The sequence below is a fragment of the Haloferax marinisediminis genome (genome assembly GCF_009674585.1).
Classification (GTDB): Archaea; Halobacteriota; Halobacteria; order Halobacteriales; family Haloferacaceae; genus Haloferax; species Haloferax marinisediminis.
This window is the reverse complement of the sequence record NZ_WKJP01000001.1, coordinates 2,227,923-2,251,648: the sequence shown is the minus strand read 5'-3', so window position 1 is coordinate 2,251,648 and position 23,726 is coordinate 2,227,923. Positions and strand designations below refer to the sequence as shown.

The 23,726-nt window shown below is 61.3% G+C and carries 30 protein-coding genes and 1 tRNA gene; 18 read left to right on the top strand and 13 right to left on the bottom strand.

The window, feature by feature from the left end; all coding sequences use genetic code 11:
- Positions 1-128 precede the first annotated feature (128 nt).
- The 3 genes from GJR98_RS11690 to guaB all read right to left on the bottom strand — a co-directional run bounded on the left by GJR98_RS11690 (position 129) and on the right by guaB (position 3,635).
- Positions 129-719, bottom strand: a complete 591-nt coding sequence (locus GJR98_RS11690; protein WP_151138660.1) for a HalX domain-containing protein — start codon at positions 717-719, stop codon at positions 129-131.
- A 168-nt stretch (positions 720-887) separates the two neighbouring features.
- Positions 888-1,961 (bottom strand): TrmB family transcriptional regulator, encoded by a 1,074-nt coding sequence (locus tag GJR98_RS11685; protein WP_151138658.1) that lies wholly within the window; start codon positions 1,959-1,961, stop codon positions 888-890.
- A gap of 177 nt (positions 1,962-2,138) precedes the next feature.
- Positions 2,139-3,635, bottom strand: coding sequence for an IMP dehydrogenase (guaB, locus tag GJR98_RS11680; RefSeq protein WP_151138656.1), 1,497 nt, complete (start codon positions 3,633-3,635; stop codon positions 2,139-2,141).
- Between the two features lie 613 nt (positions 3,636-4,248).
- Here guaB and GJR98_RS11675 point away from each other — a divergent pair.
- From GJR98_RS11675 to GJR98_RS11660, 4 genes are all read left to right on the top strand, one after another.
- On the top strand, positions 4,249-5,175 hold the full coding sequence (locus GJR98_RS11675; RefSeq protein ID WP_151139438.1) for a DUF5794 domain-containing protein: 927 nt from the start codon (positions 4,249-4,251) through the stop codon (positions 5,173-5,175).
- A 41-nt stretch (positions 5,176-5,216) separates the two neighbouring features.
- Positions 5,217-5,603: a secondary thiamine-phosphate synthase enzyme YjbQ gene (locus tag GJR98_RS11670; protein ID WP_151138652.1), complete on the top strand. Its 387-nt coding sequence runs from the start codon at positions 5,217-5,219 to the stop codon at positions 5,601-5,603.
- Between the two features lie 65 nt (positions 5,604-5,668).
- Positions 5,669-5,896 (top strand): DUF5795 family protein, encoded by a 228-nt coding sequence (locus GJR98_RS11665; protein WP_191965456.1) that lies wholly within the window; start codon positions 5,669-5,671, stop codon positions 5,894-5,896.
- 56 nt (positions 5,897-5,952) lie between these two features.
- Positions 5,953-6,129 (top strand) — tRNA-Trp (locus GJR98_RS11660).
- Between the two features lie 42 nt (positions 6,130-6,171).
- On the opposite strand, the gene GJR98_RS17515 is transcribed toward GJR98_RS11660, so the two are convergent.
- Complete coding sequence (locus GJR98_RS17515; RefSeq protein WP_191965455.1) at positions 6,172-6,327, bottom strand: hypothetical protein; 156 nt, start codon at positions 6,325-6,327, stop codon at positions 6,172-6,174.
- A 235-nt stretch (positions 6,328-6,562) separates the two neighbouring features.
- On the opposite strand from GJR98_RS17515, the gene GJR98_RS11655 reads away from it, so the two are divergent.
- Positions 6,563-6,946 carry a DUF7522 family protein gene (locus tag GJR98_RS11655; protein ID WP_151138650.1) on the top strand — a complete coding sequence of 128 codons (384 nt, stop codon included), beginning with the start codon at positions 6,563-6,565 and terminating at the stop codon, positions 6,944-6,946.
- A 132-nt stretch (positions 6,947-7,078) separates the two neighbouring features.
- Here the strand turns inward: GJR98_RS11655 and GJR98_RS11650 are convergent, their stop codons facing one another.
- On the bottom strand, positions 7,079-8,155 hold the full coding sequence (locus tag GJR98_RS11650) for a hypothetical protein (protein WP_151138648.1): 1,077 nt from the start codon (positions 8,153-8,155) through the stop codon (positions 7,079-7,081).
- Between the two features lie 363 nt (positions 8,156-8,518).
- Between GJR98_RS11650 and GJR98_RS11645 the strand changes: the two genes are divergently transcribed.
- The 3 genes from GJR98_RS11645 to GJR98_RS11635 all read left to right on the top strand — a co-directional run bounded on the left by GJR98_RS11645 (position 8,519) and on the right by GJR98_RS11635 (position 10,126).
- The gene (locus tag GJR98_RS11645) at positions 8,519-9,163 is read left to right on the top strand and encodes a helix-turn-helix domain-containing protein (RefSeq protein ID WP_151138646.1); all 645 of its coding nucleotides are present in this window, start codon (positions 8,519-8,521) and stop codon (positions 9,161-9,163) included.
- 112 nt (positions 9,164-9,275) lie between these two features.
- Positions 9,276-9,530 carry a HalOD1 output domain-containing protein gene (locus tag GJR98_RS11640; protein ID WP_151138644.1) on the top strand — a complete coding sequence of 85 codons (255 nt, stop codon included), beginning with the start codon at positions 9,276-9,278 and terminating at the stop codon, positions 9,528-9,530.
- A 110-nt stretch (positions 9,531-9,640) separates the two neighbouring features.
- Positions 9,641-10,126 carry a dihydrofolate reductase gene (locus GJR98_RS11635; protein ID WP_151138637.1) on the top strand — a complete coding sequence of 162 codons (486 nt, stop codon included), beginning with the start codon at positions 9,641-9,643 and terminating at the stop codon, positions 10,124-10,126.
- 14 nt (positions 10,127-10,140) lie between these two features.
- On the opposite strand, the gene GJR98_RS11630 is transcribed toward GJR98_RS11635, so the two are convergent.
- The 5 genes from GJR98_RS11630 to GJR98_RS11610 all read right to left on the bottom strand — a co-directional run bounded on the left by GJR98_RS11630 (position 10,141) and on the right by GJR98_RS11610 (position 13,726).
- Positions 10,141-11,214, bottom strand: a complete 1,074-nt coding sequence (locus GJR98_RS11630) for a glycosyltransferase family 4 protein (RefSeq protein WP_151138635.1) — start codon at positions 11,212-11,214, stop codon at positions 10,141-10,143.
- A gap of 1 nt (position 11,215) precedes the next feature.
- A complete protein-coding gene (locus GJR98_RS11625; protein WP_151138633.1) occupies positions 11,216-11,593 on the bottom strand; it encodes a 6-pyruvoyl trahydropterin synthase family protein in 378 nt (125 codons plus the stop codon).
- A gap of 6 nt (positions 11,594-11,599) precedes the next feature.
- Positions 11,600-12,598: a zinc-binding dehydrogenase gene (locus GJR98_RS11620; RefSeq protein WP_151138631.1), complete on the bottom strand. Its 999-nt coding sequence runs from the start codon at positions 12,596-12,598 to the stop codon at positions 11,600-11,602.
- A gap of 3 nt (positions 12,599-12,601) precedes the next feature.
- On the bottom strand, positions 12,602-13,387 hold the full coding sequence (locus GJR98_RS11615) for a GTP cyclohydrolase III (protein WP_151138629.1): 786 nt from the start codon (positions 13,385-13,387) through the stop codon (positions 12,602-12,604).
- 72 nt (positions 13,388-13,459) lie between these two features.
- On the bottom strand, positions 13,460-13,726 hold the full coding sequence (locus GJR98_RS11610) for a hypothetical protein (protein WP_151138627.1): 267 nt from the start codon (positions 13,724-13,726) through the stop codon (positions 13,460-13,462).
- A gap of 77 nt (positions 13,727-13,803) precedes the next feature.
- On the opposite strand from GJR98_RS11610, the gene GJR98_RS11605 reads away from it, so the two are divergent.
- Positions 13,804-14,586 (top strand): HAD-IIA family hydrolase, encoded by a 783-nt coding sequence (locus tag GJR98_RS11605; protein ID WP_151138625.1) that lies wholly within the window; start codon positions 13,804-13,806, stop codon positions 14,584-14,586.
- Between the two features lie 187 nt (positions 14,587-14,773).
- Complete coding sequence (locus GJR98_RS17845) at positions 14,774-14,905, top strand: hypothetical protein (RefSeq protein WP_255518431.1); 132 nt, start codon at positions 14,774-14,776, stop codon at positions 14,903-14,905.
- Positions 14,906-14,986: 81 nt separating this feature from the next.
- On the opposite strand, the gene GJR98_RS11600 is transcribed toward GJR98_RS17845, so the two are convergent.
- Positions 14,987-15,385 (bottom strand): OsmC family protein, encoded by a 399-nt coding sequence (locus GJR98_RS11600; RefSeq protein WP_151138623.1) that lies wholly within the window; start codon positions 15,383-15,385, stop codon positions 14,987-14,989.
- 90 nt (positions 15,386-15,475) lie between these two features.
- Positions 15,476-16,192, bottom strand: a complete 717-nt coding sequence (locus tag GJR98_RS11595; RefSeq protein ID WP_151138621.1) for a metal-dependent hydrolase — start codon at positions 16,190-16,192, stop codon at positions 15,476-15,478.
- 151 nt (positions 16,193-16,343) lie between these two features.
- On the opposite strand from GJR98_RS11595, the gene GJR98_RS17510 reads away from it, so the two are divergent.
- Positions 16,344-16,988 (top strand): hypothetical protein, encoded by a 645-nt coding sequence (locus tag GJR98_RS17510; protein ID WP_191965454.1) that lies wholly within the window; start codon positions 16,344-16,346, stop codon positions 16,986-16,988.
- 10 nt (positions 16,989-16,998) lie between these two features.
- On the opposite strand, the gene GJR98_RS11585 is transcribed toward GJR98_RS17510, so the two are convergent.
- Positions 16,999-17,166 carry a hypothetical protein gene (locus GJR98_RS11585; protein ID WP_154269735.1) on the bottom strand — a complete coding sequence of 56 codons (168 nt, stop codon included), beginning with the start codon at positions 17,164-17,166 and terminating at the stop codon, positions 16,999-17,001.
- A 229-nt stretch (positions 17,167-17,395) separates the two neighbouring features.
- Between GJR98_RS11585 and GJR98_RS11580 the strand changes: the two genes are divergently transcribed.
- From GJR98_RS11580 to GJR98_RS11550, 7 genes are all read left to right on the top strand, one after another.
- A complete protein-coding gene (locus GJR98_RS11580) occupies positions 17,396-18,127 on the top strand; it encodes a fumarylacetoacetate hydrolase family protein (protein WP_151138618.1) in 732 nt (243 codons plus the stop codon).
- An 85-nt stretch (positions 18,128-18,212) separates the two neighbouring features.
- The gene (locus tag GJR98_RS11575; RefSeq protein ID WP_151138616.1) at positions 18,213-18,797 is read left to right on the top strand and encodes a gluconate 2-dehydrogenase subunit 3 family protein; all 585 of its coding nucleotides are present in this window, start codon (positions 18,213-18,215) and stop codon (positions 18,795-18,797) included.
- Entirely contained in the window at positions 18,790-20,382 is a 1,593-nt protein-coding gene (locus tag GJR98_RS11570) for a GMC family oxidoreductase (RefSeq protein WP_151138614.1), read from the top strand. Before GJR98_RS11575 ends, GJR98_RS11570 begins: the two co-directional genes overlap by 8 nt.
- Before the next feature lie 70 nt (positions 20,383-20,452).
- Positions 20,453-21,406 (top strand): substrate-binding domain-containing protein, encoded by a 954-nt coding sequence (locus tag GJR98_RS11565; protein ID WP_151138612.1) that lies wholly within the window; start codon positions 20,453-20,455, stop codon positions 21,404-21,406.
- A gap of 72 nt (positions 21,407-21,478) precedes the next feature.
- Complete coding sequence (gene hisC / locus GJR98_RS11560) at positions 21,479-22,564, top strand: histidinol-phosphate transaminase (RefSeq protein ID WP_151138610.1); 1,086 nt, start codon at positions 21,479-21,481, stop codon at positions 22,562-22,564.
- Positions 22,561-23,070, top strand: a complete 510-nt coding sequence (locus GJR98_RS11555; RefSeq protein WP_151138608.1) for an adenylate kinase family protein — start codon at positions 22,561-22,563, stop codon at positions 23,068-23,070. Before hisC ends, GJR98_RS11555 begins: the two co-directional genes overlap by 4 nt.
- A complete protein-coding gene (locus GJR98_RS11550; protein WP_151138606.1) occupies positions 23,067-23,669 on the top strand; it encodes a CDP-alcohol phosphatidyltransferase family protein in 603 nt (200 codons plus the stop codon). The genes GJR98_RS11555 and GJR98_RS11550 overlap by 4 nt, the downstream gene beginning before the upstream one ends.
- The last annotated feature ends 57 nt before the right edge of the window (positions 23,670-23,726 follow it).

The window sequence follows — 23,726 nt, the reverse complement described above, 5'->3', positions numbered from 1 at the left end:
TATAAAATTAAATCAATTAATATGTCGCCTATTGTAAGAAATCCGAAAGAGGGCGCCAGACGGGCCCCTACGCTACGAATTCGGCCACTGAGGATAGAAAAGATGGTTCCCGGACCGGACGTGCGTCGTCAGGAGTCGTCGGACTGAGCCGAGTCGCCGATGTCGCGGTAGACCGCAGAGAGCCCCTTGGTGTCGTCGAGTTGACCGAGTGTCTCGTCGAGCTCGCTTCTGAGTTCGTCGAGCTCCTTCGTGAGGGTCTGATACTCTTCGTTGTCCCCGAGCGTCGCCTCGTCCTTCTCTGACTCGAGAAGGGCCTTCTTCGAGGCGAGCGAGAACAAGTCTTGAATCCCGACGTCGTAGGCGTTTCGCAAGATGAGATTAGAGACAGTTTCGGTCAGCGCTTCCCGAGAGACAGGCTTGACGAGATAATCGTCGAAGCCCATAGCGATGATGTCGAAGTCCGGTTCGACAGCAGTCACCATCGCGACGCGGCAGTCGAAGCCGCGGTCACGAATCTCCGTGAGCGCTTCGTCGCCCGAGAGGTCGGGCATCCGACGGTCGAGGAGAACAACGTCGACCTCGTCGTCGAGCTCGTCGAGTGCCTCTCGGCCGCCGTATGCGACACGAACGCGATAGTCGTCCCTAAGCCAGGTTGCGTACAGATCGGCGAGGTCAGGCTCATCTTCGACGATGAGCACCAAGGGCTGTTCTGCACTCATTGGTAGTGTAGTGGTGTTCCGGGAACACTCACGAGACAGAATGTCGCACGGTGGTATATCAAAATACCCCTTGTCGAGTGCGTGCCCGAAACGCGTCTTGTACCAAGTATGAGAACGGGAAGTTGTTATACATTCCGGCAAGGGGGAATGCTCACTTTGTAGAGAGGTTCAGGAGATGGACTCGACGGTGATGCGGTTCGCCTCGACTTCTTCTAACACCGCACCCCACCCGCCGACGGTGTACGTTTCGTCGTCCGTCTCGATAGTCAGACAGACCTGCCCTGCGAGTTCTGAGAACGACAACGTGTCTTTTGGTTCGGACACTGCAGTGTAGTAGATGTCTGACAGATTCCCCACGATATCGACTGGCTCGCGGGTTGTGGTGTCGTAGCCGTTGATGTGAGTGAGTATCTGCTTCCCATCTTGGAAGAGTGGTTCGGCGTCCTGAACGAAGTGCCGAATGTCTGAGTAGACGATGGGTGGGTCGGGCGTCTGTGCGGTGTAGACGACGTCCCACACCTCCCACAGTGCAGTCTGGAAGTACCAGTAGAAGACGTACGTGAGGGTGTAGTCGTCGACGAGCACGCCGTACTGGTTCATCGAATCGACGTGGGGCGCGAAGCATGCTCCAGTCCGGTCGACGATTGCGACGAACGGTGTCGGAAGCGTCCGATAGCGAACTTCAGAGGCGAGGCCGTGGTACGATGTGTTCTTGACATCGTCTACCTCCTCTCCTTGCTCTGGGTGGAGCGAAATCTTCACGAGTGCTCCGTTCTCGTACGCCTCTGACAGCGCGGGACGCAGTACCTCGAACTGCTCGGGAGTCACGGAGAGTTGGACCTCACTCGTCGCGCCTCGAATCAGTTCTTCAGCCCGGTTGAACACGGTATCGAACCGCTTTACGATGCTCAGCATGTGGCGGTCGACTGCTGGTTGTTGCCACCGAGCTTCGATTTCTGAGGCCGCCTCGTCGAGTTGGACCGACCGTTTCTGGAGGTCTTCCATCACTGATTTTGGGTCACACGCACGGGCGTGGAGACTATCCTGTTCGTACGTCTCGATGTACCCCTTCGATTCGAGGTCTCGAAGTACGTCGTAAATCCGTGCTGTGGGGACAGCACATGCATCGGCCAATTCAGTTGCACTCGCTGCACCTAACTGGAGGAGGGCCACGTAGGCTTCCGCCTGATATTGAGATAACCCAGCGTTCCGAAGGGCAGTGCGCAGCTCCGCAGTATCCATCGCTTGTAAGTGCACATCATACATCCCTATTAATAATCCCCATATTCTCGTCGCGTTAGAGGGACATCGAGACAGACAAATTACACCTGGCGGTGATACGTCGTGGATGCGTTGTCTCGTCAGTCGGGAGAGAAGCAGCGTGCGTCTGGTCGAAAAGCGAACGCGAGTTCTGCGAGATTACTCGTTCGGGCTGTAGTTCGGTGCTTCGTCGGTGATCATCACGTCGTGGGGGTGCCCTTCGGTCTGGCCCGCCGCAGAGACGCGAACGAACTTGGCGCGTTCTTTGACTTCCGGAATCGTCTTGGCGCCGACGTAGCCCATCCCGGACTGCATTCCACCGACGAGTTGGTGGAGTTCAGACGCGAGCGAACCCTTGTACGGCGTCGCGGCTTCGACACCCTCGGGGACGTACTCTTCGTCTTCGTCGTCGTCCTTGAGGTAGCGGTCGGCACCGCCGGAGCGCATCGCACCGACAGAGCCCATTCCGCGGTACTGCTTGTACTTCTTGCCGTTCATCGTGATGACGCGGCCGGGTGCTTCGTCGGTGCCAGCGAAGTAGGAACCGAGCATGACGGCGTCGGCGCCGGCGGCGATTGCCTTGATTGCGTCGCCGGAGTAGCGGATGCCACCGTCGGCGATGACGGGGATGTCGTAGTCGGCAGCGACGTCTGCGACCTCTGCGACGGCGGTAATCTGCGGCATACCAGACCCGGAGACGACGCGAGTCGTACAGATAGAACCGGGGCCGATACCGACTTTGATACCATCGGCGAAGTCGACGAGTTCTTCGGCGGCCTCACGCGTTCCGACGTTCCCGACGACGACGTCGGCTTCGACGGTCTCTTTGATTTCTCGGGCGGTGTCGATGACGTTGAGGTTATGCGCGTGGGCGCAGTCGATGAAGATGACGTCGGCACCTGCTTCGTCGGCCTTCTGGGCGCGTTCGCGGTCGAACGGACCGACAGCGACACCACAGACGAGACGGCCGTCTGCGTCGCGGGCGGCGTTCTCGTGTTCGCGGCGCTGGAGGATTCCCTGCATCGTGACGAGGCCAACGAGGTGGCTGTCTTCGTCGACGATTGGGACGCGCTCGATCTTGTGGTCGTACATCAGTTCGAGGGCTTCACGGGCGGTCACGTCGCGCGTCGCCGTGATGACCTCGTCCGTCATCGCTTCGCTGACCTCGTCGGATTCGCCGACTTCGAGGTACGGGCGGATGTCGGTGCCGGAGATGATGCCGAGGACGATGTCGTCGTCGTCGACGACGGGGGCACCAGAGACACCGGCGCGTTCCATCATCTCGTCGACGTCGCGGATGGTCTGTTCGGGGTTGGCCGTGACCACGTCTTCACGCCGGATGACGAGTTCGTCGGCGCGCTTGACGCGTTCGATCTCGTGGACCATCTGTTCAGCGTCCATGTTCCGGTGGAGGACGCCGAGGCCACCCTCACGGGCCATCCCGATAGCCATCCCGCTCTCGGTGACAGTGTCCATCGCCGCAGAGAGAATCGGAATGTTGAGTTCGACGTTCTTCGAAACACGCGTCGAGACGTTTGCATCGTCAGGTTCGACACGGCTCTCCATCGGTCGGAGCAGTACGTCGTCGAACGTCAGGGATTCGGGTACCCGAAGCTTCTCAGAGAAGGGTTCTCGGTCAGGAACGTCGTTCGCCATATCAAGCGTGGTTTCGGCGACGACAAAAGGGTTGCGAGATAGCACGGGCGTGTCGATGTGTGGCAAACGCCTCCGACGATGTATGCACAGTAGTGGATATCTGTCCGCGAGTATCTCGACTCTGGTCACGTGAATTTGTGACGGAGTATCGAATATCGGGACCCTCGTGAATAATCACCATATTCACGTTCGTGTATCTCGGTTTCGTAGAAATAGGCCTCCATTATCCTACGATTTGTAGCTCCTTTTTATAACAAGGCCAGAGATGTTCGTGTCCCATGCGGTCGTATCCCACACAACGTTTAATACTCCTGTCCTAAATTTATGCTGTATGGACTCCACGTGTCCCGCCGCATCGCGTATTGCCGGTCAACTGACCTCCGACTCCGGCATTCTCTTTACACAGATGTGGACGACATTTAAACGGGAGTTCAATATTGGACGAAAAGGACACTCGGTACACTCCCTTCGTACTCCCTTGTCCGAATTGCGTCCATATCGCCGCTTAGGCCATGGTGAAGGCCAGTAACATCGAATGAGTGTTTCACGCCATCCAGTCGCGCTTCGTCTCGAGCAGCAGGTCGGTGGTGCCACGCGCCTGCTCGCGACGGTCATGGGTCTGCCCCTCGTCGACGGCATCTTCCCCGCGCTCATCATCGCGGGTGCGTTGACCACGGCGGCAGGCGACCCATCCATTACGGGCATCCTCCAGACGGGCCTGCTCATCTTCGGTGGTTCCGCGACCGTCGCGGTCATCCTCGCGGAGATGGACGGCACGCGCCGCGAGCAGCTCACGTCGATTCTCCTGCTCGGCGCGCTCCTCATCCCGGTGGCAGTCGCAGAGGCGGCCGTCGCCGAGACCATCGAGACGCTGCTCAACTTCGAGGTGTTCCACCGCTTCGCTGGCCTCGTCATCCTGGCAATCGCCGCGAAGACGGCATCCTCGAAGGTCGGTGAGTATCTCCCGTCGCCGAGCGTCATCATCGGTCTCGGCCTCGTGGCGAGCTTCAACCCCTCGGGCTTCGAACTCATCGTCAGCCCCGACCCGATTCGCCTCATCAGTGCCGCCGCGGCCGCTGGAACCGGCGTCGCGTTCGCCGGGTCGGTCGCCCTGCTCGCACCCCGCCTGCGCGGGTCGGTCGACATCGACCTGTTCCGCTTCGGGAGTTCGGTCGCTCTCGGGATGCTGGCGCTGGACGTCCTCGGCCTGATGCCGACGAAGGCTCCGGTCGCCCTCGGCGTGCTGGGTGTCACGGCGCTGTTCGCCTTCGACCCTGCTGGGGCGAGCGAAGACGCCTCCGACTTCGACGACCTGACGGTCACCGACGGCCCCGAACCCGACAGTGCGATGGGAACTGGAGCAGTCGCAGACGGCGGCGACGACATCGGCGCTGCTGACGCCGTCGACGAAGAATCCATCGCGGCAGACGCCGACGACGGGGACGACGTCTTCGACGAGTCGTCCCAAGACGCAGACGACGCCTCCGAACCGGGATACGGCTACCCCGGTGAGGAAGGCTCGCGCGCGCCGTGGCTCTGAGCGTCGGCCGATTTTTCTCTCCTGTCGACGAACATCGTCGTATGCGACGAACCTTCGATATCCGGACCGAACGGCGTCTCCAGACGCTCGACGTGACGAACCACGTTTCTGACGCCCTTCCCGACGATTACGACGGCGTCTGTACCGTCTTCTCGCGACATACGACGACCGGCGTCTGTGTCAACGAAGCCGAGTCACGGCTATTGGAGGATATCGAGTCCATGCTCGCCGCGAGCGTCCCCGACGAGGGATGGCGACACGACGAACTGGACGGCAACGCGGATTCACATCTTCGTGCCCTCCTCGTCGGAAACGGCGTGTCGATTCCGGTCGTCGGCGGCGAGTTGGACCTCGGCACGTGGCAGTCGGTCCTCCTCGTCGAGTGTGACGGCCCGCGGACGCGGACGGTGACGGTTGCGACGCCGTAATCTGACGACTGGTTCGGTCTGTCGGTGACGGAGGGCTTACGTTACTCGGGAGAATTCGTCGGAGTATGAGCAACCGCGTCGTACAAGGTCGGATGGTGACCCCCGAGACACTCGCCGAACTCGTCGAGGGTGAACGCCCGCTGGAAGCCGAAGCCATCGAAGACGCCGACTTCGACTGTCCGGAGTGCGGAGAAAACGTGATTCAGGTCGGCTACATGCCGAGTGTGACCGAGTTCGTCGTCGCCTACAAGTGCCAAGAGTGCGACTGGGCGGACGACGACCGCGACGAGTAGAATCGAAACCCCTTTAAGAAAAATCGCCATACGAGAGAGTGCAGACAGAACGGAACGGGGCTGTGGCCAAGCCCGGCATGGCGACTGACTCCAGAGGCTTGGCGCCCGGGACGACACTCCAGCTGATATACTGAGCGGCCGACTGATCATCGGTCGTGTTGACGACCCTCTGGAGTTCCGAGGTGCCCACCGGAGATATCAGTCGATCGGGGGTTCAAATCCCTCCGGCCCCACTGTAATCTATTCAACAAAGAGACGGCGAGAACGACACGGAATCACCGCCAATACACCACTAACGCAATCAACAACACAACCATCAGCGGCACGACCGAAACCACCGCTTCGAGCGGGCCCAGAAGAAGCACAATCGCGGCCATGGCCACGAACTCCAGTGCCACGAGAACACTGATGACTTCGAATGGCTGCGCCATCGTCTGAAACCACTCCGTTGGAAGAGACTCACTCTGTGCGCTAATCAAATTGGTGGCTAGCTGACAATATCTCCCTTCGTTCAGAGACCTCGTCCAACTCACCCATCCCCGAGCGTCGTCGTCCCCCCAGTCGGCGTCACCGATACACTCGCCGTGCGGTAGTCGTTCCCATACGTTGAGAAATACAGCAGTCGATAGCACAGTTTGAGGCGTATCTACGCTGTGGTGATGACAGATGCGACCTAAAGAGGACGATATCATCGACGACGCCCGAGAGTCGGAGCTGATCTCTGCGTGCCGAACGACCATCGGAGACCAACTTCGGTCGATTACGTACTTCACGAAAGACAGATACGAGCAGATATATCTCCGGTCTGACCTCGAATCGGATGCAGACCTCGCTGGGTTCGTCGATTACGAGTCGTGGGGGTTCCACGCGCACACGGCGTACTCCGGGTCCGAACTCGGGAACTACCGGTTTACCATTCGCGTCTTCGACAACGGATTTCTCGTGCGGGTTACCACCCCGACCGAGGGCGTGTTCTTGACGACAGACGGACTCACACTCCGCGATTTCCAGGAAGTTGCGATGGCACTCCGTGGCCTGTTGAACGAATAGCGAAATCCATCGCCCTCCCCAGGAATGTGGTTCGAATTGTGTGACTGCGTAACCAACTGGTGCTGAGTTCGAAGTCGGGTGAAAAATGTCGAGTACGTATTCGTGGTGTCGAACGAAGTCGTCGCCGAGAGACTATCCGTTCGTTCCAGACAGTGTGTACTCGATGTACGTCGCCCAGTTTCTACCGGCGAAGTCCGGACCGTCTCCCCAGGCGGTCTCTTCACGGAACTCGCACGGGACGGGGTACGACCCGAGGACGACCTGTCCGATGATATACTGGCTATTTCCGGGGACGAATATCACTGCGACGTAGTCGCCACAGCCGGGAACGAACCCTTCGCCGTTCGCCTGTGCGTCCGCAAGAATCTCGTTGACGCGGTCCTGACTCCACGAGCCAAGTCCAGACGCGCTGAGTTCGTCTTCGATGAGCGTCCAGATGGCTCGCTGGACGTCACCGTAGGTGTACGTCCCGTAGCCCCCTGGTGATGTCTTCCCCGGCCAACTCTGGTTGATGATGTAGTTGACCAGGTCGAGGTTCTCCGGGAACTCGACGATTCCCGACGGAAGCGACTCGTAACTCGAGTATACGTCTGCGGTATACGTCGCCCCCGGCGATATCGTCCGGTCAGTGTCGATGCAGAAACTGTCGTACGTTCCGTCGAGACTTCCTGCATTGCTGACAGTGAGGTTGAAGTAACTGTCACCGCCGGGGAACGCAACGCGAACACTCGCGGTCGACGGGAGCAACTGCGCGAAGTAGTCGAGTGTGCCGAACGTCTCTACGACAGTGTGCACTGCGACGACGAGTGTGCCGTCGTTCGGCGACGGTATCGGAATCGTATACGGTACCGACGTCACACAGTCGTGTGACCCAGAGTAGTCGAATCGACCGGGAATCGGATTTCCGTTGCCAGCGGCCGGGACGTCACCGACCGAATCGGCCACGTGCACGTGGGTCTCTGTGAGACACCAGTAGCCGTCCGTCTCGATGGTGATAGAGAGGTCCATGCCGTCGTCCGAAATCGACACAGAGCCGACTACTGGCCCGCTCCCATCGCCGTTGTCTGCGATGAGGTCGACTGTCGTTCCTCCGTTTGCTGCTGCAGTTCCCGCAGTGCCGACCCCGACAGCAGTGAGCAACGTCCCTGTCGCTGCACTTCGGAGTACTGTCCTCCTCGTTAGCCGAACCGTGTCAGATATTGGTTCCATATTCCTCCCCCTCCTGCCTTATGGAAGGTATATACTGTTGGTTTGCAATATTATTATACTTATCTGATATCAATCATGATTGTTGAATATCATATTCTCCAATATGTTCGGCCATAGTAGTCGCCATATGCTGGTTCTGGCGAATCTTCGGAGGAAATACAGCTACCTCAGCACGAATAATCTCGAATATACTCTTCATTATTATCAATTATCAGTAATATCGCTGATGGGCAACCGAACCTCACAGCGAGACATCGTTCTGAATCCTCGTCTCGAAGGAACGGGAGAAAACAATCTCGTCGATACGGAAACACTGTCACTCATTCACACGGACTAAAGCACGTTCGGCCCAAAGGGTACCGCATGGTCGTCTACGCCGAGATTTCAGTCGCAGCAAACGGGTTTCGGATTGGCCAAGCGTTCAGTGAGTTCCCGGACGTTCGCGTCGAACTGGACCGCGTTGTTCCGACGTCGAACGCCGTCGTTCCGTTCATCTGGGTGCAGGGTCCGAGTCCCACTGAAGTCGCCCGAGCGACGCGTGAGCATCGCGCTGTCGAACAGATTACCGTGCTCAACGAAGAAGAGGGACGGACGCTGTATCGCGTCGTCTGGAACCGAGCGTTTCAGGACACCATCGTCTCGATTGGTGATTCGAATCTCGCCTTACTGTCGGGGATTGGGACCGCAGACGAGTGGCGCTTCGAGTTCCGGGGCAGTAGCAAGGCTCCGCTCTCGGCGTTCATCGACGAGCTCCGAGCGGATGGCATCCGAATGAACGTCATACGGCTCGCAGAAGACCGCCCTGAGCAGGACAGAACGCATCTCACTGGTCCCCAATTCGAGGCGTTGCAGCTCGCGTACGTCGAAGGGTACTTCGACGACCCACGGCGGACCACGCTGGACACACTCGCACAGGAGCTTCGAATCTCTCGTCAAGCGCTCAGCGGGCGACTGAGACGGGCATTCGACACACTTGCCGCCGACGCGCTCGACGTGTTCAGCGAGTGAACTACGTACTCTTCATCGAGCCCTGTGGCTCCTGTGTGTTTGTCGACCCCTGAAAAGGCATGTTACATGTGTAAGAGCAAGGCTCACCCCCGCTGGTGGTGAACTTCTCGTGATGAGAGACTCCCAGCAACTGGACACACCCCACCGAAGCGTCGATTGCACAGACGTTGTCAGAGCAGTTGCCGAGCGGGAGGGCGTCGACCCGACCAACCTCGAACCACGGCTATACGACGTCATCAACCCCGATGCCCTCGACACCCTCTTAGCGACAGCGACGACGGACGCCCAGTCTCCCATCATCGTGAGGTTCGAATACGCCGGGTACACCGTAGTCGTCGATTCGGACGGGACACTCGTCGTCGAGTGAGTGCGAACCCACTCGATAGAGGAGTGACGTAGGGCTGGAGGGCCCGTATTCTGTAGTCGCCACCGCCGTCTGACGTAACCATCATTGTCGAACGGCCCGTCTGTCCGATGATGGAACTCGTCTCTGTTGCCGCACTCTCCGAGAACTACGTCATCGGGCAAGACGGCGAAATTCCGTGGCACAGCATCCCCGAAGACAAGAAGCAGTACCGCGGCCGAATCGCGAACGACCCGGTTATTCTCGGCCGAAAGACGTTCGACTCGATGCGCGCGGACCTCCCCGGAAGCGCCCAAATCGTGTTGAGCCGAAGCCAACAAGCGTTCGACGTGGACACCGCACACCACGCGAGAGACGTCGAAGAGGCCATCGACATCGCAGAATCACTGGATTCCGAGACGGTCTACGTCATCGGCGGCGGGAAAATCTACGACCTGTTCCAACCGCATCTCGACCGGATGGTTCTGAGTCGGGTCCCCGGAACGTACGAAGGGGATTCGTTCTATCCCGAGTGGAACGACGACGAGTGGCGACTGGAGTCAGAGACACCCTACGAACAGTTCACGCTACAAGAGTGGGTCCGAATTGACGGTGAGTGAGAGACGAGGACAGATTACCCACCGTGGTCCACGACCGTCGTCAGAAACGACCGAACCGTCTGGGCCATCTCGTCCCACGTCTCGTGTTCGACGAATCGGTCGCGCGCTGCCAGCGAGTGTGTGACGAGTCGGCGGCGATTTCGGCACAGCGGGGCGACAGCATCGGTAATCGACGCCGTATCGACCGGGTCGACGAGGAAGCCATCGACGCGATGGGTGACGAGTTCGCTCGCACCACCAGCCGACGAGACGAGAGCCGGGAGACCGAACCCCATCGCTTCGAGGGCCGCGATTCCGAACCCTTCGTAGTGTGACGGGAGTGCGAAGAGGTGCGACTGTCGAAGAATCGTCGCGAGGTCGCTGTCGGAGAGTCGCCCCGTGAACGTTACCCAGTCGGAAACACCGAGTTCGTCGGCAAGTGAGTGTAGCGACTGTTCGTACGCCGTATCCACGGGTGCACCGACGACGGTCAGCCGCCACTCGCCGCTGAGTCGGGCAAGTGCGCGAAGCAACCCATCGATGTTCTTTCTGGGTTCGAGGTTTCCGACAGCGACGACCCGGAGCGGTCCCTCGACGGCGCGCGACCGGATTTCGTCGTCGCCGAGCGGTGCGCCGTGTGACGAAAACCGGTTGCCAGCGGGGTAGGCGACGACGTGCGGGTCGGCGTCGGCGACGGCCGCGACAGAGGCTCGGGTGGTCTCACTGTTGAACACGAACGCGTCGACAGACCGCAGATACCGAGTCTCGATGGTTTGGCGGAGATGCTGTCTCCACGGTGGGTGGTTCTCCACCGAGTTGAGATGGTGGACGACCGAGACGACCGGCACCTCGTCGTCGAGGCGCGCATTCACGGCTGCGAGGGATGGATGACACAGTTCGTCTTGGAGAACGACATCGACGTCGAGGTCACGGAGTCGGCGGGCCGACGTGACGTTATCGCGAAGTCGCTTTCGGTACGGTCGCTCGGGGAGTGAGACGACGGTCACCTCGTCCCCGGCGGCACGGAGGCCGCGAGTGAGTTCGAGGTCGTACCGATAGCCACCTGAGCGCCCATCGAGTTCGCCGTAGACGACGAGACCAACGTGCACGTCAGAGCGACGTCTCGTAGGTGGCGCTCGCGATGTCGTCTTCCCAGATTCGGACCGAGACGTGTTCGGGTTTCGTGAGCGTCGCGGCCTCGACGAACTGTTCGCACACGTGGCGGGCGAGGCGTTCGACGCTCGGGTTCTGTCCGGCGAACTCGACGAGTTCGTTCATCGTCTCGTCGCGGTATCGTGAGAGCGTCGCGTCGAGTGCGGCTTTCACGTCGTCGATATCGACGAGGTAGCCGTACTGGTCGAGTTCAGGGCCGGAGAGCTCGACCTCGACGGTGAACGCGTGTGAGTGAAGTTCTCCTTCCGGACCCGGGTTGGGGACCGTCAGGTAGTGCTGGGCGATGAGTTCCCGACGAACTGAGACGCGATACATGAACTGTCAATCGTCCGTGTAGGTAAAGAGGATTTGGACGGCTTCGTTCGGGTCGTCTTCGAGTAGTCGATACGCGCGAGGTGCGTTCTCGACCGCGACGTGGTGTGTCACGAGCGAGTCGAGCGGAAGGTCGCTGAGATGCTCCCACGCGAGTGAGAAGCGCCGGTCGGCGTCCCACCGGCCACGGAGTTCGGGGGCGATGGTGCTCACCTGACTGCTCTCGACGCTGATTCGTGACCGGTGGAACTTCCCCCCGAGGTCCAGCGTCACCGGTTTGGTTCCGTACCACGAACCCACGAGGACGCGACCAGCGTATCGTGTCACGTCGAGGGCGTCGTCGAGGGCATCTGGGTTTCCGGAGAGTTCGAGTGTGAGGTCTGCGCCGTCGGCAGGAGGGTCGAGAGCCTCTGGATGGACTGCGTCCGTCGCACCGAGGTCGAGGGCGCGCTCGCGTCGTTCAGCGACACAATCGGCGACAGTGAGACTCCCCAGCGGGAACTGGCTGAGTAGCGCAGTCGTCACGAGGCCGACGATACCTTGCCCGAACACGACGACGTGTTCGCCGATGCGCGGGGTGCCGTCCATCACGAAGTTGAGGGCAGTCTCCATCGTCGGCAACAGAGCGGCCCGGGTGTCGCTCACGTCGTCAGGGATTGGGTAAAGTTCGCTGGGTGTGGCGAGAAATCGGCTCTCGTGGGGGTTGAACGCGAAGACGCGGCGGCCGAGCCATCGAGAACTAACGTCGTCGCCGACGGCTTCGACTTCCCCGACGGCAGCGTATCCGTAGCGAAGTGGGAACGACAAGTCACCGTCGAGGGCGGCGATAGATTCGTCGGCCGAGAGGTCCGTTGGTGCTTCACCGCGGTAGACGAGCCGTTCGGTTCCGGAGCTCACCGCGGAGGTTCGCGTTCGGACACGGACTTGGCTGGGGCTAGGGTCTGGGACGTCGTGGTCGCGAACTTCGACGCGTTCTGGACCGACGAAGTAGACCGCTTGCCCCAGCATCGCTCAGTCGTTGACTGGTTCGACCGGTGCGTCTGCGAACTCGACTATCGTCCCGTGGTGACGGCAGTCTTCGAGCGCGTGTTTGGCGGCGAAGCCCGCTTCGTGGGCGTTGCTCGCCGTTCCGACGCCGACTTTGAGTTCGACATCTGCCTCGGCCTCGACGTGGTCGATAGCCGCGCGGTACTGTTCTGCAGAGAGGTCCGGCGTGACGGCGATGATGTTGTCGCCGCCGACGAAGAACGACAGTGCACCGTGTTCCTGACGGAGGTGCCGCATGAGCGAGGCGTAGCCCTGCTCGATGTGGATGAACGTGTCGAACTCGTTGAGTCGGTCGGTGTACTTGCCGGTCGCGTCGTTCACGTCGAAGTGCGCAATCTGGACGTCGGAAGGGGTCCGGTCCGCCTCGGCGAGTGGGTCTCCCGAGAGGACTTCACGACGGTCGCCGTCCTGTGCGCTTCCGGCACGCTGGACACCGTCGGTGGCACGTTCGAGAGCGACTGCAGGGTTCCGGTCGGTGCCGATTCCGAGACTGAGCGTCACGGGATATCGGTTGCCGATAGATTCCTGCAGAAGTTCGTGGTCTGCACGGTCGAGGCCGTTAGTGACCGCGACCATGTTGTCGAAGCGGGTGAAGAAAACATACCCGTCTCGAGAGCCGACGAACTGGGCCAAGTCAGCGAACAACCGCGATTGGAGCGTCTGGAGGTCCATCTCACGTCGCGGGTCCGGCGTGACCGTCCACGGCCCGTAGTTGTCGATCTGGACGAGCGTCAGCTGCGTATTCGTCACGGTAGAGTGGTGGGGGTTCGCGCATATCGTTCTTTGGTTCTGGGACGAACCGGCCGGGACTCGGTCAGGACCCTACGACTCGTCGCTCGTCGGTGGTTTTCGGACGAATTTACTGGCGAGAACGTCGAGAATCGCCCACGTCACGAGCCACACCACGATGGCGGCAAAGAGTATCGTCGTCGTCGACAGCAACGGAACGACGACCGACAGTGTCGCGACCATCGAGTACGTCAAAAAGAGCGCGACCATCGCCGTCACCAGCCCATACACCCCCATCGCGCTATTGCCAGTCGCGGGACCCCGTAGCCACCCGACCAACCGCTTCGAAGAGACACCCATAGTTTGAGGTACGTCATCATTGAACATAATAGTTCTCCGGGCGAACGTTCAACAGCGACGAGACCCTACTTCGGTCGATGGAATACCGAGGTGTCGTCCTCGACGTCGATGGGACAGTCGTTCGCGGCGACGAAGCGATTCCGGGTGCACTCGACGGTCTCGCGGCCATTTCCGACGCCGGACTCGACCGTCTGTTCGTCTCCAACAATCCGACGAAAGCACCGCCCGCATACGAGGCGCGACTTCGCCGCGCTGGCATCCACGCGGACGCCGACGAAATCGTCACTTCGGGGACGACGACCACGGCGTACCTCACCGAGAACCATCCGAACGCACGCACCTTCTGTATCGGCGAGTCTGGCTTACACGACCAGCTCCGCGACGCGGGGCTCGAACTCGTCGGCGCCAGCGACGACCCAGACGTCGTCGTCGTCGCTATCGACCGCGAGTTCCACTTCGACGACTTGCGTGACGCCTACGTCGCCCTCCGCGACGGTGCCAGGTTCTACGGAACCGACCCCGACATCATCATCCCGACCGCTGCAGGTGACATCCCCGGGTCTGGGGCGATAATCAAAGCCGTCGCAGGCGTCGCCGAGCGCGAACCAGACGCGATTCTCGGGAAACCCTCGCGGGTCGCACAACGGTTCGTCCTCGACCGACTCGGTCTCGCCCCCGAAGACGTGCTGGTCGTCGGCGACCGACTCGATACGGACATCGCGTTTGGCCTCGACGCAGGGATGAGTACCGCAGTGGTTCGAACCGGCGTCACCGACGACGCAGCACTCGCGAGAAGCGAGTACGAACCGGACTTCGTCCTCGACAGTCTGGGCGATATCGAGCGACTGCTCTCCGAGTAATCGGCGCGACTCGTCAGTGGGCAGTCGTGGCCAGCCCCCGAGTGACTGGCTCGGCATCTCTGGCACCGAAATGAGCCATAGAGCGACTGCCACGGCCGCAGACGACTGAATAGAACCCCATCACACCACTTACCACGTGTGAGAATGTCTGACAAAGCTTTTTATTAACTGATGCATAGAGTCTGCCATGGAAGAACCGAACAGCCCATATTTCCGCGACCAGGTCGACGACGTCGTCGAAGCAGACCCGCAAGACGGCGAGGTCATTATTGTGGAAGGAAAGGCAATGAGCCTTCGAACATACCGGCGTCAGGACTAATCAGTCCGACGCACTGGGCTGTCGACACCGGAGCTCACGACTCTTCTGCGGTTTTTTGAAAAGAAACGGAGAGAGCGACGCTTAGAACGCGTCGCCGACGACGGTCACGTCGGCCTGCAGGTCGTCACGGAGCGCCGAGTGAACGTGGCAGATGTCTTCGGCGAGGTCAGCAATCTCTGCGAACTCGTCGTCAGAGAGGTCTGCTTCGACGTACACGTCGAACTCGATGGTCGAGAGGTCGTCGGAGTCGTCGAGTTCGGCGTCAGCGTCGATCTGAATCTTGCCGAGGTCGTCGAAGCCAGTCTTCTGGCCGCCGACACGGAAGGCAGGGAGGAAACAGGAGGCGTACGTCGCGACGAGGGCCGCGTTCGGGTTCGGGCCGGATTCATCGAGCGCGTCGATCTGGAGATCGAAGTCGCCGACCTGACTCGTACACGAGAACCCTTCGTCACTGACGGTTGAAGTTTGAATGTCGGACATCCATCGGGGAAAGGGAGTAATCGCCCCTAAAAGTTGTCCACTCGGGCGCTCTCGTGCACAATCGACCGTGAAAAAGCGGAGGGTTCGGTGTTATTCGAGCGTGAACGACTCGTCTGCTTCGAGGACGTGTACTTCGGCCTTGCTGCCGGCGGCTTTCACTTCGTGCTCGAAGTCACGGATGTCGATTTCGATGGCCGGGAACGTGTTGTAGTGCATCGGGAACACGTGGTCGACGTCCAACCAGTCGGACGCGATTGCGGCTTGCATCGGGCCCATCGTGTAGTGGTCACCGACGGGGAGCGCTGCAGCGTCGGGTTCCAGATACGGTGCAAATATCTCGCGCATGTCGGTCATGAGGCCGGTGTCGCCGGCGTGATAGAACGTCGTCGTGTCGTCGTCGGACTCGTGTGACGGGAGTTTATCGCTAATCACGTACCCGCCCGGCATGCCCGCGTCGTACTCGTAACTCGTGTTGATTCCGTTCGTGTGGTCTGCGCGGACCATCGTGACGAACGCGTCGCCGAGTTCGACGGTTCCGCCGATGTTCATACCGATGGTGTCGTCGACGCCCATCTCGGCTTCGACGTAGCCGACAATCTCGGGTGTGCCGACGACCGTCGCGCCGTCGAACTCGCCTGCGTCGGCGATGTGGTCGGCGTGGCCGTGCGTGAGAAGGACGTAATCCGGCGTCTCGATGTCGCTCGGGGAGAGCGACGTAAGGGGGTTGTCGAAGAACGGGTCGATGAGGAGTGAGGTGTCTCCGACCGTGACGTACCACGTCGAGTGACCGTGCCAGGTGAGTTCCATAGCAGTTCGAAGTTACACACGAAATACACAAAAAGCTATTCGCGGGAGCGGTGCGAGCGGCTGTGGTCGTGGTTCTGTGGTTGAATTCACTGTTCGAAGCTCCGGCACACACGAGGTACAATTTTCAGCTTCCGACCACATTGTAACCGTGATGTCCCCTGGCGACGAGGGATACCGACGCAGGAGTCGGCACACCTCCCTCGACGAGCGACACGGCGGCCTCGACGCGTGGCTAGACGCCATCGTCTACTATGGACTCGGGCAACACCTCCTCCTCGCAGTTCCGGTACTCTGGATTGCGTTTCAGGCTGTTACCACGCCCGTCGCGGTAACGACGAGTGCCATCGTCGCGTTGAGTGTGGCGTCGCTGACCATCGGTGCGTTTCGGATGGGCGTCATCTCGGTGGGGGTGCCGTGGCGACGAATCGAAGACAACGACCTCGGACTCGGCCCAACCGGAGGGTACGGCTTTTTCGCGCGACGTGCGGCGTACCTGAACGCGACACTGGGACTCGGAACGTTCGCGGGGGCACTCGCCGACACTGCGGGGGGACTGGGGAGCGCAATCCTCGTCGCCGGCGGGTTCACACTCGGTTCGTTGCTCGTATTGCCACATATTCGAGGGGCGAGTGGCACACGAACACTCGTTCGGGCACTCTACTACGGTGTCTCGTTGTCGGTAATCGCCGTCGGCGGCCAAGTCTTAGACCTGTCCGTCGGTGCACCGAGCGCCGTCGTCGCGTTCGGACTCATCTGTCTGTTCGTCATCGTCGACATCGGATTGGACGTACGGTGACTATTCGTGGTTACTCCGGCGACGAGTAGACGGTCGTCCCCGTAGAGACACTGCGAACAGTGACCAAGTGGTCTGTGGCGAGTTCGTGTCTGTCGGCGGCCCGTTGGGCGAACTCGTCGCCGATTACTCGTTTCTCGAACTCACAGTCACGACACTCGACGATGTACGATGAGGACATACGAGTACAGTGGCGACACAGAGAGATAATGTTGTTCTAACTACACACTACTAGTCGCCAGACAGTCGAACGAACCAGAACGGGAGGTGCACGCTCAGGTTCGACTGCTCGTCTACGTCGAGTGATACTCGATTCGTGCGACGGCGGGACAACTTCACCTGTGGTGTCTGTGTCGGCCGAATACAGTGGGATGTAAAGACCTATCACGCCCGAAACAGAGTCGTCGGTTATGCACCACGTTCGGTTTCGTGACCCAGCAGGCGCAGTTCGACAGGGCGAATGGCACGGCGATTCGGTTTCCTTCGGCGGCGAGACGTACGACCTCGGCGAAGTCGACGTCCTCCCACCGTCAGAACCGACGAAAGTCGTCTGTATCGGTCGCAACTACGCCAAGCACGCCGAAGAGCGCGACGAGGAAGTCCCAGACCGACCACTGCTCTTCCTCAAACCGCCGAACGCCGTCGCAAGTCACGGTGATACGGTGACGCTCCCCGCTGGCAAGGAGAACGTGGAACACGAGGCCGAACTGGCCGTCGTCATCGGCGAGCAGTGCCGAAACGTGTCGGCTGAAGACGCCGAATCGGTCATCGCTGGCTACACTATCATGAACGACGTGTCTAACCGCGACGACCAGGACATCGAGTCGAACTGGGTTCGCGGCAAGGCGTTCGACGGCGCGGCACCACTCGGCCCGGTCCTCGCCGACCCGGACCACCTCCCCGAAGACGCACGCATCTCGCTTCGCGTAAACGGTGAGACGCGGCAGGACTCCAGCATCGAACACCTCATCTTCTCCATTCCGGAACTCATCGCCGAGATTACGACGTATCTGACGCTCGAACCCGGTGACGTCATCTCGACGGGGACGCCCGAAGGCGTCGGCCCACTGGAAGACGGGGACCACGTCGAAGTCGAAATCGAAGGCGTCGGTGTCCTCGAACACGACGTGCGACAGGACTGAGCGCGTCACACGCCTCACGTTTCCACCGCGAGACGACCACGCCAGAGGACAACGCATAAGTTTAGGCTGGCCTAATCCCCGCCAAATGCGACTGACGCGACGGGACGCGCTCGCGGTTCTCGCCGGACTCGGTGTCGTCGGCAGCGGAGCAGTCGCCGTCGACCGGTTCGACCCACCGACGGCAGAGACAGGTGGAACTGAAGGAAGCGACGAACGCCCGACGACTGCCATCCTGCCGACGATGGTCGCCGCAGGCGAAGTCGTCTTTCCGAGCGAAACGAGTGGTGTCTCGACGTTCGTTGAGACGTACGTCTACGGGCGTGTGAGCGACGAGGAACGTGAGACACAGATGCGGGAGGCTGTCGGCGAACTCGACGGCGCCGCACGCGATTGGTACGGTGCACCCTTTTCAGACCTCTCTGTCGAGGAGCGAGATTCGCTCCTGCGTGAACTCGGTGTGGCGACTGCCGACCCGGTGCCAGATGGAACCATCTCCGAACGAATCCGGTTCCACGTCGTGAACGAACTGCTCTACGCGTTCTACGCCTCGCCGACCGGCGGTCGCCTCGTGGGCATCGAGAATCCAATCGGGCACCCCGGCGGAACAGAAAGCTACCAACGCGCGGCGATGGAGATGCCCGCGGACGACGAGGAATCAGACGATGGCTAACGAGCACGACCGAACACCCGTCGAAGACGCAGACGTCTGTATCGTCGGTGCAGGTCCCGCAGGCGGTATCGTCGCCCACCGACTCGCCGAGTCGGGTGCACGCGTGGTCGTCCTCGAAGCAGGTCCGCGGTTCGACGGCGACAGGCGTGAGCAACTGGAGCGCCACATCCGGCCCGGACTCGGAGGCCCGTGGGAGATGGGTGGCCCACGAGACGAGTTCTCGTCGACAGGTGAGTCGTTCTACCCACTGAACGCCGCACGTGTGAAGGGTGTCGGCGGGAGCACACTCCACTGGCAAGGGATGGTCATGCGACTCCACGAGCGCGACTTCGACCTCGCGTCGCGCCACGGCGTCGGCGTCGACTGGCCCATCTCGTATTCCGACCTCAAACCGTACTACGCCAGCGCAGAGCGTGAACTGGGGGTCGCGGGGGCAGTCGACAATCCGTACGCTCCGCCTCGGGACGACCCGTACCCTCTGCCAGCGTTCCCACCGTCACACTCCGATTCTATCTTCGCCGAAGCCTGCGAGCGCCTCGAAATCGACATGCACTCGGTCCCAAGCGCTCGCAACTCCGAGCCGTACGATGGCCGGTCGCCGTGTGTGGGCTACGGAACGTGCAAACCGGTCTGTCCGTCAGGGGCGAAGTACACCGCCGAGTCGCACATCGAGAAGGCTGAAGCGGCGGGTGCACGCGTCATCGACCACGCCCGCGTTCGCCGTCTCGAACACGACGAATCGGGAGCGCGCGTCGTCGCCGCGTCGTACACCACGCCCGACGGGGAGACACACCGACAGGAAGCAGCCCAGTTCGTCGTCGCCTGTGGCGGCGTCGAGAACGTCCGACTGCTCTTGCTCTCTGACTCTGCCCAGTATCCCGATGGCCTCGCAAACTCGTCGGGCGTCGTCGGTCGGTACTTCATGGAGCACCTCTTTGCCGGTATGGGCGGTCGGCTCGACAGACCGACCAGACAGAACCACGTCGGATTCAACACCAGCGAGACACACCAGTTCTACGACGACACCGACCCCGTCAACGGCCTCAAGTTGGAGTTTCTCAACTACGCTGGCCCGTCACCGGTCATCGACGCCCTCCACGCCGACACGTGGGGTGACGAGTTACGAACCCAGTTAGACGACGCGTACGGAACACACATCGCGATGGGCGCACTCGTCGAACAACTCCCGCGCGAAGACAACTACGTGACCCTCGACACGGAGACGACCGACGATTTAGGAGACCCAGTTCCGGAGGTCCACTGGTCGGTGGACGACCAGACGAAGGCCGCTCTCGCCCGCGCGAACGAGATTCAGGCGTCGGTGCTGGACGAACTGGGCGTCGAAGCGGAGTGGACCGTCGGTCCAGAGAACACCGGTCCGGCGTTCCACCACATGGGGACAACCCGAATGGGCGACGACCCCGACACGAGCGTCGTCGACGCCGAGTGCCAAACGCACGACCTGCAGAACCTGTGGATTGCGGGGTCGAGCGTCTTCCCGACGGGCGGGGCGATGAATCCGACGCTCACCATCGCCGCGCTGTCGGTTCGTCTCGCCGAGTCGCTTCGGCGACGAATCGTGTAACCGAATCCGATTTCAACATCGTGAGAACGATGCCAGTGTGATTTACGTATCGAAGCAAAACCCCGAACTAATGCTGAGGCGACGATTCATCCGGTCAGTCGGCGCGGCAGGCGCACTAGGGCTCGCTGGGTGCCTCGGCGGCGACGACCGTCAAGGAGGTGACGGTGTGGCGCTCAGTGGAGGCCGAAGCGACCCCGCGGGCGGTTCCGACACGGACGGCGGCGCTCGTTCCAGCGACCTGACGCTCGCGACGGCGACGACGGCCTACGATACGGGTCTCCTCGACGTTCTCCACGACGGGTTCACAGAGAAGTTCGGCGTGCGGGTCAAGACGCTCGTTCAGGGGACTGGCGCGGCGCTTCGGACCGCCGCAGACGGCGATGCAGACGTCGTCATCACACACGCCCGGAGTGCAGAAGACGAGTTCATCGAGGCCGGCCACGGTATCAACCGCCGTGACCTGATGCACAACGACTTCCTCGTCGTCGGCCCAGACGACGACCCGGCCGGCATCGAACGCGTCGGGAACGACCCCGTGGCGGCCTTCGAGGCCATCGCGTCGTCCGACTCGCTGTTTCTCTCTCGGGGCGATAACTCGGGGACCCACATCAGAGAGCAGACGCTGTGGGAGCGCTGTGGTTCCAGCCCTTCTGGCCGATGGTATCAGGCAACCGGCGACGGCATGGGCGACACGCTCAGACAGGCGAGTCGCCGCGGTGCGTACACCCTCGTCGACAGAGGCACCTACTACGTGATGTCGGACTCGACGTCGCTCGTCGAGTTCGTCGAAGGGCCACTCGGTGGGGGGCCGGACCTGCTCCGAAACGAGTACGCCGTCATCCCGACGAACCCCGCCAGACACGACGTGAACTACTCGCTGGCGATGGCCTACGTCGGGTATCTCACCGGCCGTGAGGGACAACGAATCATCCGTGAGTTCGGCGAGACGACGCTGTTCGTCCCGGACGCGCTCGACGACGACCCACCGTTCGACCAGTACCAACCGGAGTCTGACGACGAGTGAACGCTGCAGTCGGGAGTGGGCGCCCGACCCAGAGTACGCACCCTTAAGAACCGCGACCCGCATCGTTCGACCATGCAACCACGGGACCTCTCCGCGCACGCTCCCTACGTACCCGGCCGCGGGACAGAGGAGGTCGCCCGCGAACTCGGGATGGACCCCGAGGACCTGACGAAACTCTCCTCGAACGAGAACCCGCACGGCCCGAGTCCGAAGGCTATCGCGGCCATCGAAGACGCCGCATCGACGGTGAGCGTCTATCCGAAGACCGCTCACACCGACCTGACGGAGACCCTCGCCGACAAGTGGGACCTCGACCCCGCACAGGTCTGGGTCTCTCCCGGTGCCGACGGGTCTATCGACTATCTGACCCGCGCGATGCTCGAACCCGGTGACGACATCCTCGAACCGTCGCCCGGCTTCTCGTACTACTCGATGAGCGCTCGCTACCACCACGGCGACGCCGTCCAGTACGAGGTGTCGAAAGCCGACGACTTCGAGCAGACTGCGGCCGCAGTGCTCGACGCCTACGACGGCGAACGCATGGTCTACCTGACGACGCCGCACAACCCGTCGGGGTCTGTCCTCCCGCGGGAGGAACTCGTCGAACTCGCAGAGTCGGTCGAAGAGCACACGCTTCTCGTCGTCGACGAAGCGTACGGCGAATTTTCGGACGAACCGACAGCCATCGACCTGCTTTCGGAGTACGACAACATCGCCGTGCTTCGAACGTTCTCGAAGGCGTACGGCCTCGCCGGCCTCCGAATCGGCTACACCTGTGTCCCCGAGGAGTGGGCCGATGCCTACGCCCGGGTGAACACACCGTTCGCTGCGAGCGAGGTGGCCTGTCGTGCCGCCCTCGCCGCACTCGACGACCCCGACCACGTCGAGAAGTCGGTCGAGTCAGCGAAGTGGGCCCGCCAGTATCTCCGCGACGAACTCGACGTTCCGACGTGGGAGAGCGCCGGCAACTTCGTCCTCGCGGAAGTCGGCGACGCGACTGCCGTCTCCGAGGCCGCCCAGCGAGAAGGCGTCATCGTCCGCGACTGCGGGAGTTTCGGCCTCCCCGAGTGCATCCGCATCTCGTGCGGCACTGAAACGCAGACGAAACACGCCGTCGAGGTACTCAACCGAATTCTCTCGGAGGTGCCCACAGCGTGAGACTCGTCGTCACTGGCACGCCCGGAACCGGGAAGACCACCGCGACCGACCTCGTCGCCGACGAACTCGACGCTGCGGTCGTCCACCTCAACCAACTCGTGAAAGACGAGGACCTCTGGACCGAACGCGACGAGGACCGCGACACGCTCGTCGTCGACCTCGACGCCGTCAGAGACCGACTCGGTGCGTGGGACGGCATCGTCGAGAGCCACCTCGCCCACCACCTCGACGCCGACCGTGTCGTCGTGCTTCGCTGCCGGCCGGACGTGCTCGAAGACCGCCTCCTCGAACGTGGGGAATCCGAAGCGAAAGCACGCGAGAACCGTGAATCCGAAGCACTCGACGTTATCCTCGGGGAAGCAGTCGAGTTCCACGGCGAAGATGCCGTCTACGAGATAGACACGACCGACCGCGACCCACAGGCGGTGGCCGACGAAATCGTCGCCGTCGCCGAAGATGAGCGCGAACCGTCAGCAGGAACCGTCGACTTCATCGAATACCTATGACGCTAGACCAGTATCGCGACACGGCAGACAAACTCCTCGCACCGTTCGTCTCGGCGGCCGACACCGCAGGACTGTCGCCCAACGGCGTGAGCGTCATCGCCTTCGGCTTCGCCGTCGCCGCGGGTGTCGCCTTCTCAATCGCCGACCCGTTGTGGTACGGACTGGGCGCACTCTTCGTCTTCCTCAACGGTTGGTTGGACCTCGTCGACGGCGCACTCGCCCGCGAACAGGGCGTCTCTTCGAAGGCCGGCGACATGCTCGACCACGTCCTCGACCGCTACGCCGACATCGTCGTCCTCGTCGGCCTCGCCGCCGGCATCGACTCGTTCGGCCTCGGCCTCCTCGCCGTCACTGGTGTCCTCATGACGTCGTACCTCGGGACGCAGATTCAAGCAGTCGGCCTCGGGCGGGCCTACGGCGGCCTCGTCGGCCGTGCCGACCGACTGGCACTCATCGGTATCGTCGGGTTCGCGTCGGCGTTCTACACCGGCACACTCGGCGGGTTCACGCTCGTCGGTTGGTTGTTGATTTTCTTCGCCATCATCGGCCACTTCACCGCACTCCAGCGGTTCTGGGGTGCGTGGAGCGACCTGACGTAACCGGTAGCTTCGTCGGTGAATCACACGACGACGCGGTATTCTCGTTCTGGGTGAGTG